This window comes from Pradoshia sp. Z6_59, assembly GCF_058267515.1.
On the sequence record NZ_JBZCPP010000003.1, the window covers coordinates 1 to 16,126 of the forward strand.

The 16,126-nt window shown below is 41.2% G+C and carries 18 protein-coding genes; 15 read left to right on the forward strand and 3 right to left on the reverse strand.

The annotated features are described in order from the left end of the window. The 6 genes from AC4D4B_RS04075 to AC4D4B_RS04100 form a co-directional block, all read left to right on the forward strand. Window positions 1–152 (forward strand): UvrB/UvrC motif-containing protein (locus tag AC4D4B_RS04075; RefSeq protein ID WP_490999361.1); only part of this gene is annotated, 152 nt, incomplete at its 5' end. A gap of 7 nt (window positions 153–159) precedes the next feature. After that, window positions 160–3,030, forward strand: coding sequence for an excinuclease ABC subunit UvrA (gene uvrA / locus AC4D4B_RS04080; protein ID WP_490994908.1), 2,871 nt, complete (start codon window positions 160–162; stop codon window positions 3,028–3,030). A 211-nt stretch (window positions 3,031–3,241) separates the two neighbouring features. Further along, window positions 3,242–3,565: a magnetosome magnetite crystal formation protein family gene (locus tag AC4D4B_RS04085; RefSeq protein WP_490994907.1), complete on the forward strand. Its 324-nt coding sequence runs from the start codon at window positions 3,242–3,244 to the stop codon at window positions 3,563–3,565. 34 nt (window positions 3,566–3,599) lie between these two features. Next, entirely contained in the window at window positions 3,600–4,700 is a 1,101-nt protein-coding gene (locus AC4D4B_RS04090; RefSeq protein WP_490994906.1) for a DUF4097 family beta strand repeat-containing protein, read from the forward strand. Window positions 4,701–4,737: 37 nt separating this feature from the next. After that, a complete protein-coding gene (locus AC4D4B_RS04095) occupies window positions 4,738–4,950 on the forward strand; it encodes a PspC domain-containing protein (RefSeq protein ID WP_490999226.1) in 213 nt (70 codons plus the stop codon). Further along, the gene (locus AC4D4B_RS04100; protein ID WP_490994904.1) at window positions 4,947–5,291 is read left to right on the forward strand and encodes a phage holin family protein; all 345 of its coding nucleotides are present in this window, start codon (window positions 4,947–4,949) and stop codon (window positions 5,289–5,291) included. Before AC4D4B_RS04095 ends, AC4D4B_RS04100 begins: the two co-directional genes overlap by 4 nt. A gap of 35 nt (window positions 5,292–5,326) precedes the next feature. On the opposite strand, the gene AC4D4B_RS04105 is transcribed toward AC4D4B_RS04100, so the two are convergent. The 3 genes from AC4D4B_RS04105 to nagA form a co-directional block, all read right to left on the reverse strand. Further along, complete coding sequence (locus AC4D4B_RS04105) at window positions 5,327–6,025, reverse strand: N-acetylmuramoyl-L-alanine amidase (RefSeq protein ID WP_490999362.1); 699 nt, start codon at window positions 6,023–6,025, stop codon at window positions 5,327–5,329. A gap of 195 nt (window positions 6,026–6,220) precedes the next feature. Beyond that, window positions 6,221–6,949: a glucosamine-6-phosphate deaminase gene (nagB, locus tag AC4D4B_RS04110; RefSeq protein WP_490999363.1), complete on the reverse strand. Its 729-nt coding sequence runs from the start codon at window positions 6,947–6,949 to the stop codon at window positions 6,221–6,223. An 11-nt stretch (window positions 6,950–6,960) separates the two neighbouring features. Then, window positions 6,961–8,136: an N-acetylglucosamine-6-phosphate deacetylase gene (nagA, locus tag AC4D4B_RS04115; RefSeq protein ID WP_490999227.1), complete on the reverse strand. Its 1,176-nt coding sequence runs from the start codon at window positions 8,134–8,136 to the stop codon at window positions 6,961–6,963. Window positions 8,137–8,292: 156 nt separating this feature from the next. Between nagA and hprK the strand changes: the two genes are divergently transcribed. From hprK to hisB, 9 genes are all read left to right on the forward strand, one after another. After that, the gene (gene hprK, locus AC4D4B_RS04120; RefSeq protein ID WP_490994902.1) at window positions 8,293–9,216 is read left to right on the forward strand and encodes an HPr(Ser) kinase/phosphatase; all 924 of its coding nucleotides are present in this window, start codon (window positions 8,293–8,295) and stop codon (window positions 9,214–9,216) included. A gap of 21 nt (window positions 9,217–9,237) precedes the next feature. Beyond that, complete coding sequence (gene lgt / locus AC4D4B_RS04125; protein ID WP_139892202.1) at window positions 9,238–10,038, forward strand: prolipoprotein diacylglyceryl transferase; 801 nt, start codon at window positions 9,238–9,240, stop codon at window positions 10,036–10,038. A 79-nt stretch (window positions 10,039–10,117) separates the two neighbouring features. Further along, complete coding sequence (locus tag AC4D4B_RS04130) at window positions 10,118–11,086, forward strand: nucleoside recognition domain-containing protein (protein WP_490999228.1); 969 nt, start codon at window positions 10,118–10,120, stop codon at window positions 11,084–11,086. Beyond that, window positions 11,055–11,699 carry a pyrophosphatase PpaX gene (ppaX, locus tag AC4D4B_RS04135; protein ID WP_490994899.1) on the forward strand — a complete coding sequence of 215 codons (645 nt, stop codon included), beginning with the start codon at window positions 11,055–11,057 and terminating at the stop codon, window positions 11,697–11,699. The genes AC4D4B_RS04130 and ppaX overlap by 32 nt, the downstream gene beginning before the upstream one ends. After that, window positions 11,696–12,223 carry an acyltransferase gene (locus AC4D4B_RS04140; protein WP_490994898.1) on the forward strand — a complete coding sequence of 176 codons (528 nt, stop codon included), beginning with the start codon at window positions 11,696–11,698 and terminating at the stop codon, window positions 12,221–12,223. The genes ppaX and AC4D4B_RS04140 overlap by 4 nt, the downstream gene beginning before the upstream one ends. A gap of 193 nt (window positions 12,224–12,416) precedes the next feature. Further along, window positions 12,417–13,604, forward strand: a complete 1,188-nt coding sequence (locus AC4D4B_RS04145) for an ATP phosphoribosyltransferase regulatory subunit (RefSeq protein WP_490999229.1) — start codon at window positions 12,417–12,419, stop codon at window positions 13,602–13,604. Beyond that, a complete protein-coding gene (gene hisG / locus AC4D4B_RS04150) occupies window positions 13,601–14,236 on the forward strand; it encodes an ATP phosphoribosyltransferase (protein ID WP_490995198.1) in 636 nt (211 codons plus the stop codon). The genes AC4D4B_RS04145 and hisG overlap by 4 nt, the downstream gene beginning before the upstream one ends. A gap of 15 nt (window positions 14,237–14,251) precedes the next feature. Further along, a complete protein-coding gene (gene hisD / locus AC4D4B_RS04155; RefSeq protein WP_490999230.1) occupies window positions 14,252–15,535 on the forward strand; it encodes a histidinol dehydrogenase in 1,284 nt (427 codons plus the stop codon). Beyond that, on the forward strand, window positions 15,532–16,119 hold the full coding sequence (gene hisB / locus AC4D4B_RS04160) for an imidazoleglycerol-phosphate dehydratase HisB (protein WP_490994895.1): 588 nt from the start codon (window positions 15,532–15,534) through the stop codon (window positions 16,117–16,119). The genes hisD and hisB overlap by 4 nt, the downstream gene beginning before the upstream one ends. Window positions 16,120–16,126 lie beyond the last annotated feature (7 nt).

Here is a 16,126-nt window from a genome sequence, read left to right on the forward strand (position 1 = left end):
CAGCAAATAAATACGAGAAGCTTTCCAAGAAAGAGCGTCAAAAAGTAATTGCAAATATGGAAAAAGAAATGAAGGAAGCAGCCAAAGCGCTTGATTTTGAACGTGCTGCCGAACTTAGAGATTTAATTTTAGAGTTAAAAGTGGAAGGATGAACATAGGATGGCACTTGATAAAATTGTAATTAAAGGGGCCAGGACCAATAATCTTAAGGATATTGATGTGACAATCCCCCGGGATAAGCTGGTTGTACTGACGGGTTTATCCGGTTCCGGAAAGTCCTCCCTGGCTTTTGACACAATCTATGCGGAGGGACAGCGCCGCTATGTGGAATCTCTTTCCGCATATGCCCGGCAGTTCCTCGGCCAAATGGATAAACCGGATGTTGATTTGATTGAAGGACTGTCTCCAGCGATATCAATTGACCAAAAGACGACAAGCCGCAATCCTCGTTCAACCGTTGCGACAGTGACAGAGATTTATGATTATATGCGTTTATTGTATGCCAGAGTCGGTAAACCGGTCTGTCCTGTGCATGGGATTGAAATTACATCTCAAACGATTGAGCAAATGGTAGACAGAATCATGTCCTATCCAGAACGCACAAAAATGCAGATTCTGTCTCCTGTCGTAACAGGCAGAAAAGGTACCCACGTCAAAATGCTTGAAGATATTAAAAAGCAAGGGTATGTCCGTGTCCGTGTAAACGGAGAAATGTATGATTTGGATGATGATATTAATCTGGATAAAAATAAAAAGCATACGATTGAAGTGGTCATTGACCGGGTTGTCGTGAAAGAAGGAATTAACGCCCGTCTAGCTGATTCCCTTGAGTCTGCACTCCGTCTGGGTGATGGTAAAGTTATCATTGATGTAATAGGCGAGGAAGAGTTGCTTTTCAGTGAGCATCATGCCTGTCCGTATTGTGGATTTTCAATTGGGGAATTGGAACCTCGGATGTTCTCGTTCAACAGTCCGTTTGGAGCCTGCCCAACATGTGATGGACTGGGCTTTAAAGTAAAAGTTGACCGGGCTGCGGTCATTCCTGACCCGGAATTAACATTAAGGGAGCATGCAATCGCTCCATGGGAACCTACCAGTTCTCAGTATTATCCTAAATTGCTTGAGTGTGTGTGCAATCATTATGGTATAGATATGGATGTTCCAGTCTCTCAACTACCGGAAAGCCAGCTTGATAAAATTCTTTATGGCTCGGATGGGGAGAAAATCTATTTCCGTTACGAGAATGATTTCGGGCAAATACGGGAAAACAGAGTGGAATTTGAAGGCGTATTGGCTAATGTAGAACGCCGGTTTAAAGAAACAAGTTCAGATTATACACGTGATCAAATGGAAAAATATATGGCCGAGCAGGCATGTCCAACCTGTAAAGGCTATCGCCTGAAGAAGGAAACGATGGCGGTATTAATAGCAGGACAGCATATTGGCGAGATTACGGCCCTCTCTATTAAAGATGCTAACGATTTCTTTGAAAATTTGAATCTATCCGAGAAAGATATGAGTATCGGCCGTCTGATATTTAGGGAAATCAAAGAAAGACTGGGCTTTCTGAATAATGTTGGCTTGGAGTATCTGACATTAAACCGAGCAGCCGGAACACTTTCAGGAGGAGAAGCACAGCGAATCAGATTGGCCACTCAAATCGGCTCGCGCTTAACAGGTGTTTTATACATTTTGGATGAACCTTCAATTGGTCTTCATCAACGTGATAATGACCGATTGATTGCGACGCTGAAAAGTATGCGTGACATCGGGAACACGCTTATTGTAGTGGAGCACGACGAGGATACGATGCTGGCTGCGGATTATTTGATTGATGTCGGTCCTGGAGCAGGAGCGCACGGCGGTGAGATTGTCTCAGCAGGTACGCCTGAGGAAGTGATGGCAGATTCTAATTCTTTAACGGGCCAATATTTATCGGGGAAAAAATTTATTCCTTTGCCACAGGAACGCAGAAAGGGCGATGGACGATTAATCCAGATTAAAGGTGCTAAAGAGAATAATCTCAAAAATGTAAATGTATCTTTTCCGCTTGGAACATTTGTAGCCGTTACAGGAGTATCCGGATCAGGTAAAAGTACATTAGTGAATGAAATTCTCCATAAATCTTTAGCTCAAAAGCTGCACAGGGCGAAAGCGAGACCGGGAAACCACCGCGAGATAAAAGGTGTGGAGGAACTGGAGAAAGTGATTGATATTGACCAATCACCAATCGGTCGTACGCCGCGTTCCAATCCGGCAACCTATACAGGTGTATTTGATGATATCAGGGATGTGTTTGCTTCCACAAATGAAGCGAAGGTCCGTGGATATAAGAAAGGCCGTTTCAGCTTCAATATTAAAGGTGGTCGCTGTGAAGCATGCCGTGGAGATGGAATCATCCGAATAGAAATGCATTTCCTGCCGGATGTCTATGTTCCATGTGAGGTTTGTCATGGAAAACGGTATAATCGGGAAACATTGGAAGTAACCTATAAAGGGAAGAATATTTCTGATATTTTAGATATGACAGTAGAAGAAGCACTTCAGTTCTTTGAAAATCATCCCAAAATTAAACGGAAGATCCAAACCATTTATGATGTTGGACTTGGATATATTAAGATGGGGCAGCCTGCCACAACACTATCCGGTGGAGAAGCACAGAGGGTGAAGCTGGCGAGTGAATTACACCGTCGCTCCAATGGCCGCTCACTCTATATTTTGGATGAGCCGACAACAGGACTTCATGTTGATGATATCTCGCGTCTCTTGGAAGTATTGCAGCGCCTGGTTGATAATGGCGACACAGTGCTTGTCATTGAGCATAATTTAGATGTCATTAAAGCAGCTGATTATTTAATTGATTTAGGTCCTGAAGGTGGAGAAAAAGGAGGAACCATTTTGGCTACCGGTACACCAGAGGTCATAGCGGAGACACCTGAATCTTATACAGGGAAATATTTGAAGCCAGTTCTAGAACGTGATCGGGACCGTATGAATAATAAAATCAAGGAAAAGCAAGCCGCCAGATAAAACGGCTTGCTTTTTATCCATATCCGGCATATTTGCATTAGAGAACTTACACATACGTTTGCCCGTGCACTCTTAGAAACCTCTTATATTAACGATTTCTGGCCAGAGTATAATCGAAAAGTTAACATTTTCCAATTGTTGTAAGGTATTGTTGATATAGAAGAAACTTTCTTTCAATTTATACGTACAATTAGGAGAGGTGTTTGTATCTATGACAACAACTAATCGATTTCTGGCTGCTCTATGTTATTTTAGTTTCTTCTTTTTAGGATTCATCTTTCCTACGGTTATTTATTTCGTAGCTGGAGATGATTTTGAGCTAAAAGGGCATGCTAAACGAGCTTTAATCTCACATCTATTTCCATTCGTCATGGGCATTATCGTGTTCTTTGTATTTCTAACTCAGCTTGCTTCGAGTTCGGAAATAACGGCCTTGCCCTATACAGCTATACTGGCTATGTTTCTTTTAGGTTTGATTAGCTTTATTGTGATGATTTGGAATGTCATTCAGGGTATTAAACTAGTAAAGGATTGATAGGTACATACCATGTAAAAGGGAGCTGGTAAGAATGAATCAAGAGAAAAAAAGAATTTTGGAAATGGTGAAGGAAGGCTTGCTTAACGCAGATGAAGCGTTATTATTGCTTGAGCAAATTGAAAAGAAAGACAAACTGATTAAAGAAGATGAGCAGAAGACAGAGACCAGTGAACTATCAACGGTTGTAAACCAAAGTGAATCAGAATATAAGGGGTCACCATCTAAAAAGTCTGCATCTACAATGGATAAACTATTGGGAATCGTAGACGATGTGGTTAAAAAGATAAAAGATGTAGATTTTGACCTTAATTTTGGCTCAGCAGTTGATATCGAGCATATTTATCATCATGACCATGTATCTCTGCGAAAAATAGATGTTGATCTGGCAAACGGCAGTGTTCAGTTCCTTCCGTGGGATAAGGACGAGATTAGGATTGAATGCCAGGCGAAGGTGTATAGGGCAGAAAATACGACCGAAGCGAGAGAAAAACTGCTTAAAGAAGTAACTTATTCGCTTGAAGAAGGAAAACTTCGATTTGCTGCACATGATAAATCCATTAAATTACAAGCAATTATTCGAGTACCAGACAATCGCTACGAGGAATTGAAAATTCGACTATTTAACGGAACCATTACCGGTGAAAATGTTAAAGTCGATACGGTCATGACCAAAACGGGTAATGGGCAAATACAATTTACGGATTTGAATGCAAGAGAAGCAGAATTTGAGACAGTCAATGGTGTTGTCAATCTTAAAGGATTTGATGTAGGCGAATTGGAAGTCGAAACGATGAATGGTGCAATCCAAATACAGGGAGGCTTCCGAAAAGGGGATTTCCAGACGATTAATGGAAGCATTCAATGTGAACAAACCGGCCGTTATGGAGAAACGATCCGAGCTAAGGCGTCGGCAGGAAGTATTAATCTGCAAATTCCTGCAAATACTGGTTGTGATGGAGAGTTAAAATCCAATCTCGGCAGTTTTAATATTGACCTGAAGGGTATTCACATCATTGAAGAAAAAAGTGATGTGGTCCAAAAAATGCTCAGATTCAAATCAGAGGGTAATTATGAGGAATCCATTCATATTTTGGCCGAATCAAGAGCCGGTAATATTAAAATCAAACATTAATCAATAAGTTAATGGGTTAAAGGAGCTGCAGTGTATTTTGAAGGAAAAAAAGCGTTTTGTCCGTTCAAGGTCAGATAAGATTGTTTCGGGTGTCCTTGGAGGAATTTCACAATATTTTGGTATGAGTTCAAAGCTTTTGCGTATCCTATTTGTAATCGCGCTCATTCCAACTAGCTTTATGCTGATTATTCCCTATACGATTCTTAGCTGTTTTATGCCGAGAGAAGAAGTGGAGGAGATGGACATATGAAATGGATAGCCAAAATACTTGTTAATGCAGTTGTTTTCGTATTGCTGACACAGATATTTGAAGGTGTTCATGTAACCGGGTTTGGTGCAGCCATTATTGCAGCCATTGTATTATCCATCTTTAATGTAATTGTCAAACCAATTGTGACTATCCTAACGATACCTATAACGATTATTACGCTGGGAATATTTCTGCTCTTCATTAATACCATTGTGTTGATGATTACGGATGCAGCAATGGGAAGTGCCTTTGATATTAACGGCTTCTGGCTGACATTCCTGGTATCGATTATTCTTTCATTGGTTAGTACGATTATGGAAAGTGTAATGGAGGATAAATAAAGAACCTGAAGCCTTTTACTAGGCTTCAGGTTCTTTTAGCGTTCTTGCTTGTCCATTATGACAGTGGTTTCAAAACCAAGACGTTTTAGCTGTTTTGCTAAGTTGGCTGCATTTTGCTTGTCTGAAAAGGCACCTAACTGAACCTTGTACAGTATTTTATCTTGATCGGATTGTTTGGCAGGAATGCTTAATTTCTTTTTCAATGAATAATGAGAAATGATAGATTCGGCAATTGCTTGTGCACATTTTTTTCGGTAGTAATCGCTTTTAAGCAGCTTTATTTCTTTTTCATTTGTCATAAACCCACATTCAACCAGCACAGCTGTCATCTTTGTCGCGCTCAGCACATGAAAATCAGCTGTTTTAACTCCCCGATTTTGTAAACCGGTTGTAGCAATCAATTTATTCTGGATTTTTGTGGCAAGAGAGAGGGCTTCTGCGGGCCCTGATGTATGAATATACGTTTCAATTCCTTCTGCTTTATGCCAACCACTATTTACAGCGGCATTAGCATGAATGGATACATATAAATCTACATGGAGAGAATTTGCACGATTCGTTCTTTCCTGTAAAGGAACATCTACTGTGTCCGAATGGGCAAAGAAAGTATTAACTTGATAGTTGGTTAATAAATCCTTTAAGTATTCGGCAACACTTCGATTAAATTCATATTCCTTCATGCCATCCGGTGATGACTTTCCAGGTGTATTATAGCCATGGCCTGCATCAATCATAATCTTCAACTTTGGAAGCCCCCTGTCCTTTTACTACCATAATATGAGACAAGCCATCTAAATGGACCATCTATGGTGGCGTTTTAAATTAAAAAGGACAGGATTTCTTTATTACAGTGGACTATATATCAGTCGGGCTTCATGGTTGTAAGAATGCGCCAGTGCTATACCACCAAGGATGTGGAAAGCAAGGGATTAATCGAGCATGGAAGCGGCCTCTTTATCTACGATTACGGTTACAGCCGGATGCTGTTTTAGAATACTTGCTGGTAATTGTTCTGTTAGATCACCGTGAATCAATTTGTAGGTTGCTTCTGCCTTTGCTTCACCAGAAGCGAGCAGTATAATCTCTTTGCTTTTCATAATTGTAGAAATGCCCATTGTGATCGCTTGTTTTGGAACCTCATCAAGATGATTAAAGAAGCGGGCATTAGCTTGTCGAGTGCTTTCATTTAAATCAATGATATGTGTCTTACTGGAAAATGGAGTTCCTGGTTCATTGAAGCCGATGTGACCATTCTTTCCGATTCCTAATACCTGAAGCTCTACATTGCCAAGGTCATTTATAACTGTTTCATATCGCTCACATTCCTGCATTAGGTCCTCGGCATCCCCATGTGGAAGATGAATATGATTTTGTGGAATGTCTAAGTATTTGAATAGATTATTCATCATATAGGAGTGATAGCTGTTTGGATCATCTTTGGAAAGCCCTATATATTCATCCAGGTTTACGGTATGGATTTGCTGATAGCTTGTCCCATTTTTCTGGTGATCCTCTATTAGATTTTTATAGAGACCGATTGGGGTGCTTCCGGTAGCAAGTCCAAGAACTGCGTCTGGTTTTTGCTTAATTTTGCTGATAAACATTTCTGCAGCAATGCGGCTCATTTCTTCATAAGTGTCTACTTTGATAATTCTCATAGTTGTTTGATTCATTGTTCTTCACCTCTGTACGCTATTTTACCACGGCATATTGTAGTAAATACATTAAAGTTTGTATCCATAATCACAAGATCTGCGTCTTTCCCAACAGCAATACTTCCTTTTTGATCAAAAATATTAAGCTGTTTAGCTGGATTAACTGATGCCATTTGGACAACTTCTTGCAGCGAATATCCGGTAAAATGACATACATTTTTTATGGCATCGTTCATTTTGAGAATACTGCCTGCCAAAGTACCATCTGCAAGACGCGCTTCGTCGCCTTTAACGGTTACTTCTTGCCCGCCAAGATCATATTGTCCATCCGCCATTCCTTTTGCCCGCATGGCATCCGTAATAAGTATTGCCTTTTCTGTACCTTTAACCTTAAGAGCAAGCTTTATCATTTCAGGTGATATGTGAATTCCATCCGCAATCATCTCCACGAATACTTGATCATGCAGCAAAGCTGCTCCAGCGGCACCTATGTCACGATGGTGTAAGCCGGTCATTTGATTAAATAAATGTGTAGCATTGGTTATTCCGTGTTCAATCGCCTCTGACGCCTGTTGGTATGTAGCATTAGTATGACCCATGGAACAAATGATATTTGAATTGCGGAGGTGTTTAATTAATTCCTTTGCACCAGGCTGTTCCGGAGCAAGAGTGACCAGTTTGATTGCATTACCTGATGATTCGTTCCACTCCTTAAATAAATCCACGTCTGCATTCTTGATATGATGCAATGGCTGTGCTCCAGCTTTTGATGGACTGATGAATGGACCTTCTAAATGTACGCCCAGCATTTCAGTTTCTCCGGCAGGATTGCCGTTCATCTTAAAGCTTTTGATAGCTTGTAACGCTTTATTTATATTGGCAGGATCCTGTGTCATCGTTGTTGCCAGAAAAGATGTGGTTCCCTCTTTAGGCAGCTCTTTTGCCATGACTCTATGTGCTTCTTCTGTGGCATCCATGGCATCAGCCCCGGCCGCGCCATGAATATGGATATCAATGAAACCGGGCAGAACCAGCTGTCCCTCTTTAAGGGTGATTATTTCATCAGCGTGCTGTGGTGAGTTTTCCATAAGACCCACTTCTATAATTTGACTATCTTTAATTAAGATATATCCGTTTTGCAGGATCACGTTCTCTTGATAAATCGTTGCGTTTTGTATCAGTAGTGTCATTTCTCTAAAACCCCCAGGTAAGTTGTCCTATCCTTATGGTACTTTTAACTTTTTAGAAAAACCAGAATTATATTATTGTAATTGTATGGTTATGTAGGAAATAATGATAAAATGAAAGCACAAATTTAATAATCACTAGATCAGGGAGTGAATTTTTTGGCAAAAGTTAAAACAATCGACCTCATTGATGAATTCCAGCTTGAACTGGTTTGTGGTGAAGAAGGTGTAAATAGACCTATCACTACGAGCGATCTTTCCAGACCTGGTTTAGAAATTGCAGGTTATTTCGATTATTACCCTGCTGATCGTATTCAAATCCTTGGGATGACAGAATTATCGTTTTTCTCTAAGTTAAATGATGAAGAAAGAATTTCAAGAATGCAAATGCTATGCAGTGATATTACACCTTGTATCGTTATCACACGTGATTTAGAGGTGCCGAAGGAGTTATTGATGGCTTCTGAAAGCGTTTCTGTACCGGTTTTACGAACATCGATGAAAACGACCCGCTTTTCCAGCCGACTGACTAATTTCCTTGAAAGCAAGCTTGCTCCAACGACTGCTGTTCACGGCGTTTTGGTAGATATATATGGCGTAGGTGTCATGATTACAGGAAAGAGCGGAGTCGGAAAAAGTGAGACTGCGCTTGAGCTTGTAAAAAGAGGACATCGTTTAGTTGCCGATGATTGTGTGGAAATTCGCCAGGAAGATGACGACACACTGGTCGGAAATTCACCTGAATTGATCGAGCACCTTTTGGAAATTAGAGGCGTAGGCATCATTAATGTGATGACTTTGTTTGGTGCGGGAGCAGTCAGAAGCCATAAAAGAATCTCCCTTGTCATCAATCTGGAGCTATGGGATCAGCAGAAGAACTACGATAGACTTGGTTTGGAAGAAGAAAAGGTACGAATTATTGATACGGATATCACCCGAATGAATATACCAGTTCGGCCGGGCCGAAATATTGCGGTTATCATTGAAGTGGCGGCTATGAATTTCCGTCTGAAACGAATGGGCGTTAATGCAGCTCAGCAATTTACCGAAAAATTGAATGAAGCAATTGAAAAAGAAAAATAATTAGAGTAGGTGTTAGGGTAGATGAATACGATAGACCGTGTTGCCATACATATCGGTTCCATCCAGATTTACTGGTATGGAATTATTATTGGAATGGGTGTCTTTATTGGGCTTTGGCTTGCCATGCGTGAATCAAAACGCCGTGGGTTGGACAAAGATTTGTTTGTTGACCTGTTGATCTATGCGGTTCCAATTTCTATTATCAGTGCACGTATTTACTATGTTATTTTTGAGTGGTCTTATTATAAAGATCACCTCGGCGATATTTATAAAATATGGAATGGCGGAATTGCCATTCATGGAGCTTTGATTGGGGCCGTCATTACAACCATTTTCTTTGCCCGCTCCAGAAATATATCCTTCTGGAAAATTGCTGATATTGCAGCGCCATCTCTTATTCTCGCGCAGGGTATTGGCAGATGGGGTAACTTCATTAACCAGGAAGCATATGGTGATGTGGTTAGCCGCCAATTTCTTGAGAATTTAATGTTGCCTGACTTCATCATTGATCAAATGTTTATCAATGGTGCTTATCACCACCCGACTTTCTTGTACGAATCCCTTTGGAATTTCCTTGGTTTTGGTTTATTACTTCTGTTAAGAAGAGTAAATCTGCGTCAGGGTGAAATGTTCTTGACATACGTTATTTGGTATTCCATCGGCCGCTACTTTATAGAGGGAATGCGAACAGATAGCCTCATGCTGTTTGGTGAATTCCGAATGGCGCAGGTCTTGTCGCTTTCATTGATTATTGGTGGAATAATCCTGCTTGTTGTAAGACGGAAAATGGGGTATTCAGAGAAAAAGTATTTAGACATATGATGTCCATTGCTCATAACCACATCTTTAGAATTTCAGATTTGCAAGTTGTACATCGTGAACAGCTAAAGGGGTGGAATTTATGAAAAAAGATACCATATCAAAAGGGATAATGGCTGGGTTAAGAACAACGTGGATGCTCGGGAAGATTATTTTTCCCGTTACATTTTTAATATCCATTCTTCAGTATACACCGATATTACCTTGGATCATTGATTTGATAAGTCCTGCCATGGGACTGATTGGACTTCCGGGAGACGCAGCGATTCCATTGGTACTCGGGAACTTTTTGAATCTTTATGCCGGAATTGGGGGCATATTGGCACTCGATTCTTTAACTGTTAAAGAAGTATTTATTATTGCCGTTATGCTTTCCTTTTCCCATAATCTCTTTATTGAAACCGGTGTTGCGTTAAAGGTAGGAGTTAAACTATGGGTTGTCCTGCTCACACGTATTGGGCTCGCGCTATTATCAGCCATTGTCATTCATTTAGTATGGCAGGGCGGATCAGAGAGAATCTATTATGGAATCGGCGGCACTGAGGAAGTGGTATCAGGCATCATGCCTGTTTTATTGCTGGCAATGGAAAAAGCAGCCTATGGAACATTGAAGTTGGCATTGATCGTCATCCCATTGATGCTAGTTATCCAAATTATGAAGGATCTTAATTGGCTAAATAAATTTTCGGACTGGATGAAGCCTATCACTAGGATGCTGGGGATGAAAGAAAACACATCCATGACATTGGTTGCGGGCTTGGTCATTGGTCTGGCTTATGGAGCGGGAGTTATGCTTGATGCCGTTCGTGAAGATGGGGTTAGTAAAAAGGATATTACGATCGCCTTTATCTTTCTAATCGCCTGCCATGCAGTGGTGGAGGATACGGTCATTTTTATCCCTCTTGGCGTGCCAGTTCTGCCCCTGTTGCTCATCCGTTTAGTGACAGCCATTCTTTTAGCCGTAACAATTGCATTTATATGGAAAAAGGTAGAATTAAGAAAGAGGAAGGAAGAACAGCGTGAAGCAGAAAATCACAACATTACTATTTGATTTGGATGGAACATTAATTGATACGAATGAATTAATTATTGCCTCATTTTTACATACATTTGATCATTACTATCCGGGCCAATATTCACGTGAGGATGTCTACCAATTTATTGGTCCATCCCTGGCTGAAACCTTTGGAGGCTTGGACTCAGAGCGTAAGGATGAGATGATTGCTTTTTACCGCGAACATAATTTTGCCAATCATGACTTGCTTGTTCGTGAATATGAAGGTGTATATGAGACGATTGAAATACTTAAAAAAAGTGGATATAAAGTCGGTATTGTAACAACTAAAATGCGCAATGCTGTTAAGATGGGCTTGATTAAAGGCCGCCTTGAATCCTTCTTTGATGTTGTTGTCACACTTGATGATGTTCAAATGCCAAAGCCAGATCCAGAGCCGATCCAGTTAGCGTTAAAATTAATCGGATCTGAGCCTTCTGAAACGATTATGGTTGGAGATAACAGCCATGATGTTTTGGCTGGAAAAAACGCTGGAACGAAGACAGCGGGGGTGGCTTGGACAATTAAGGGAAGAGAGTATCTTGAGCAATTCAAGCCGGATTATATGCTTGAGAATATGCGCGACCTCTTAACGATTGTAAAGCAATGAGAAGAACTAAGCGTTATCCGGTAAAAGGTGATGGCAATTCCCTTTGGTATGTTTATAAAACCGTTCCTTTTTGGAAGGTTGTCCGCAATTTTATCGTTATACAGATTGCGAGATATACCCCTTTTTTAGGCATGAAGAATTGGCTTTATCGGACTTTTTTAGGAATGAAGGTTGGGCAGAAGACCTCCTTCGCCTTAATGGTTATGCTTGACGTTATGTTTCCAGAAAAAATAACCGTTGGACGTAACTCGGTGATTGGCTATAATACAACAATTCTCGCGCACGAATACTTAATAAACGAATACCGTTTAGGGAGTGTAATTATTGGTGATGAAGTGTTGATTGGTGCCAACTCAACTCTGCTGCCCGGAATTGAAATAGGTGATGGTGCGATTGTTTCGGCAGGTACCCTCGTTCATAAGGATGTTCCTGCAGGGGCCTTTGTAGGAGGTAACCCGATGAAAGTCATCTACAGTGCGGAAGAAATGAAAATCAGAAAAAAGGAAGATGACTTCTTCCGGTAAGAGAGTAACCCCGTTCATTAGAGCGGGGTTTTTAATTGTGTAATTTGCAGGCCTAATGATAGATTGGTGGAAAGGAATATCCATATCACTTGACGTTATTTGGAAGGAACGATACACTTTAACTTAACTTCATTGTATTAGCATATTAGCGAACTAAAGTATTCTAAAAACTTATAAAAAAGGACTGTTAATTATGCCGGATTTATTTATGTTTGAAAAGCCCTTGGGCATGCGTGATACATTGCCGGATCTATATAAGATAAAACAATCCATGAAACAAAGGATGATGAACGAAACGGTTCAATACGGATATCATTTTTTGGAAACTTCATCACTCGAATATTATGAGACGGTCGGTAAGGTATCTGCTATTCGTGATGTTCATTTATTCAAGTTATTAGATAAAGATGGTCATAGTTTGGTGTTGCGACCCGATATGACCTCGCCGATTGCCAGGGTTGCTTCTTCCCATCTATTGAAGGAAGGGAATCCCGAGCGGCTCGCCTATAGTGCAAATGTGTTCAGAGCACAGGAAAAAGAGGGAGGACGTCCAGCAGAATTTGAGCAATTTGGGATTGAATTGATAGGGGATCGTACCCTGTCTGCTGATGCTGAAGTGCTTTGTCTTCTGTCTGATGTTTTAAAATGTGCAGGTTTGGAAAGATTCCATATTACGCTTGGTCATATTGGCTTTGTACAGGATTTACTACTTCATTTTGGCGGCTGCGCAGAAACTGCAGCGATTATGAGGAAATTCCTGTTTGAAAAGAACTATGTTGGTTTTAAACAGTATGTGAATCAATTGCCAATTTCATTAAAGGATAAAGAGATTCTGTTTCAGCTTCTTGATTTAAAAGGGGGCCGCGAGATTTTGGAAATGGCTGAAAAACTGACCAATGGACAGCTTGGTCAGCATGCGGTCGAAGAATTGAAAAAATTGGCCGATATCCTTCTTTTAACAGATCATACAGAAATGATTACGTACGATTTATCCCTTGTCAGCCATATGGATTACTATACTGGTATTTTGTTTGAAGTATCTGGGGAAAATGTAGGCTTTCCGCTTGGAAATGGAGGAAGATACAACGAGCTATATAAACAGTTCGGGACAGATGCTCCTGCCACAGGATTTGGTTTACGATTAGACCGCATACTGGAGGCACTCGATTCAAGGACTGTTGAAGAGTCGCCCCTTTGCATCATTTATCATCCTGTACAGCAACAGAAAGCAATAAATCGGGCAAAGGAGCTGCGAAAATCCGGCATGCGCGTGGTTTTACAAAATGTGAATGGGATAAAGGATGTAAATACATTTACAAATAATTTTTCGAATATTGAATTTATGATTGACATGACAGATCGATCAGGGGGAGAGAGATAATGGATCAATTAACGATTGCCATGCCAAAGGGACGGATTTTGGAAGAGGCAGTGGAATTATTAAGAAAAGCAGATTATCAGATTCCTCCTGATTTTGATGATACGAGAAAATTAATCATTAATGTAGAGAATGAAAATCTCCGTTTTATCCTGGCTAAACCGATGGATGTTCCCACCTATGTCGAGCATGGTGTGGCTGATGTAGGAATTGCCGGTAAAGACGTTCTGATGGAAGAAGCACGTGATGTGTATGAATTGTTGGATTTAGAAATAAGTGAATGCCATTTAGCAGTGGCAGGCATGCCAAATACAGAAATGAACAAGATTGCTCCGAAAATCGCCAGTAAATACCCAAATATCGCTTCCCAATATTTTCGTGAGCAGGGTGAACAGGTCGAAATTATTAAATTAAACGGGTCCATTGAGCTGGCTCCCATGATAGGCCTTGCTGATCGAATCGTCGATATTGTATCGACCGGACAAACTTTACGTGAGAATGGTCTGGTCGAGTATGCAGCAATCCAAAATGTTACATCACGATTTATTGCAAATCCGGTAAGTTATCGAATGAAGGAAAAAGAAATCGCTGAAATGGTAACTCGACTGGGGAAGGTTTTGCAGCCGAAGGAATAATTGGAGGGAGAAGGCATGGAAATAAAATCGTTAACGAGTGGTTTATCCTTGAAACGGACGGTAGATGGCGGATCTGATGCTCAAAGGAAAGTTGTCCAACAAATCCTGCAGGATGTAAAGGAACGCGGAGATGAGGCTTTATTGTTTTATACAAAAAAGTTTGACCAAACAGAGATGGATTCTCTTAAAGTAACAAACGATGAAATGGAAAAGGCAATCGCCAGCATGCCGCAAGAGATGATTTCAATCATGACTGAAGCTGCTTCAAATCTGCGAAGCTATCATGAAAAACAAGTGCAAAATTCATGGATTGATATGTCCGTGACGGGAACTATGCTTGGTTTAAAGCGTACTCCGCTGGATTCAGTTGGCATTTATGTCCCAGGCGGTACGGCTGCCTACCCATCCTCCGTATTAATGAATGCCATCCCGGCTAAAGTGGCCGGTGTAAAACGGATCGTCATGGTATCGCCACCTGGGATGGACGGGAGATTACCTGACTCCGTGCTGGCTGCTGCACATATTGCAGGTATCACTGAAATTTATAAAGTAGGCGGCGCCCAGGCAATCGGAGCTCTTGCTTATGGAACGGAATCAATCGGAAAAGTAGATAAAATTACTGGACCGGGTAATATTTATGTCGCTCTTGCCAAAAGGGAAGTATATGGGGATGTGGATATTGATATGATTGCCGGCCCCAGTGAGATTACGGTACTTGCTGATGAAACGGCAGAGGCTCGGCATGTTGCAGCGGATTTGCTATCGCAGGCTGAACATGATGAACGGGCATGCAGTGTGCTGATTACGACGAGCCGAAGATTGGCGAGCCAGGTCAAAGTAGAAGTAGAGAGACAATTAGCCTTGTTACCGCGTAAAGAGATTGCACTTGCTGCCTGGAACAATTTTGGCGGTATCTACGTAGCAAACACATTGGAAGAGGCGATTGAGGCTGTAAATGAACTGGCCCCTGAACATTTGGAAATTCAAACAGCGGATGCGATGAATGTGGCGGGCGCAATTCGGCATGCAGGTGCTATTTTTATCGGTAAATATAGTTCTGAGCCGGTTGGCGATTATTTTGCAGGTCCCAATCATGTACTGCCTACAAATGGTACAGCCCGTTTTTCAAGTCCGTTGAATGTAGATGACTTTCAAAAGAAAACGAGCTTAATTATGTACAGTCAACAAGATTTTGAGGCTAATGCATCTAAAATCGCTGCTTTTGCTAGATTAGAAGGTTTAGAGGCTCATGCGCGGGCCGTGGAATCGCGATTTATTTCGAAGGAGGAAGGTCAATGAAACGTACTGCCGAAATAGAAAGAAGAACGAATGAAACGAAAATCAAGCTTGCTCTGGGTCTTGATGGTGAAGGGAAGACTGAGCTTTCAACAGGTGTGCCGTTTCTCTCGCATATGCTGGACCTATTTGCGAAACACGGCCATTTTGATTTACGAGTAGATGCGGATGGAGATATAGAAGTGGATGGGCATCACACGACAGAGGATATTGGTATCTGTTTAGGGCAGGCGTTAAATCAGGCGCTTGGAGATAAAAGAGGGATTAAGCGATATGGAAATGCCTTTGTTCCAATGGATGAAGCACTGGCGCAGGTCGTTGTTGATTTGAGCAATCGGCCGCATCTTGAATTTAGAGCAGACATACCGGCACCGATGATTGGAACCTTTGATACAGAGCTAGTACATGAATTCCTATGGAAGCTTGCGATTGAGGCGAAGATGAATCTTCATGTCATCGTCCATTATGGCCGTAATTCCCATCATATTGTTGAAGCTATTTTTAAAGCACTGGGCCGTGCGCTTGATGAAGCGACATCGCACGATCCGAGGGTGAAAGGAATTCCATCTACAAAAGGAATGCTCTAAGTGGAGA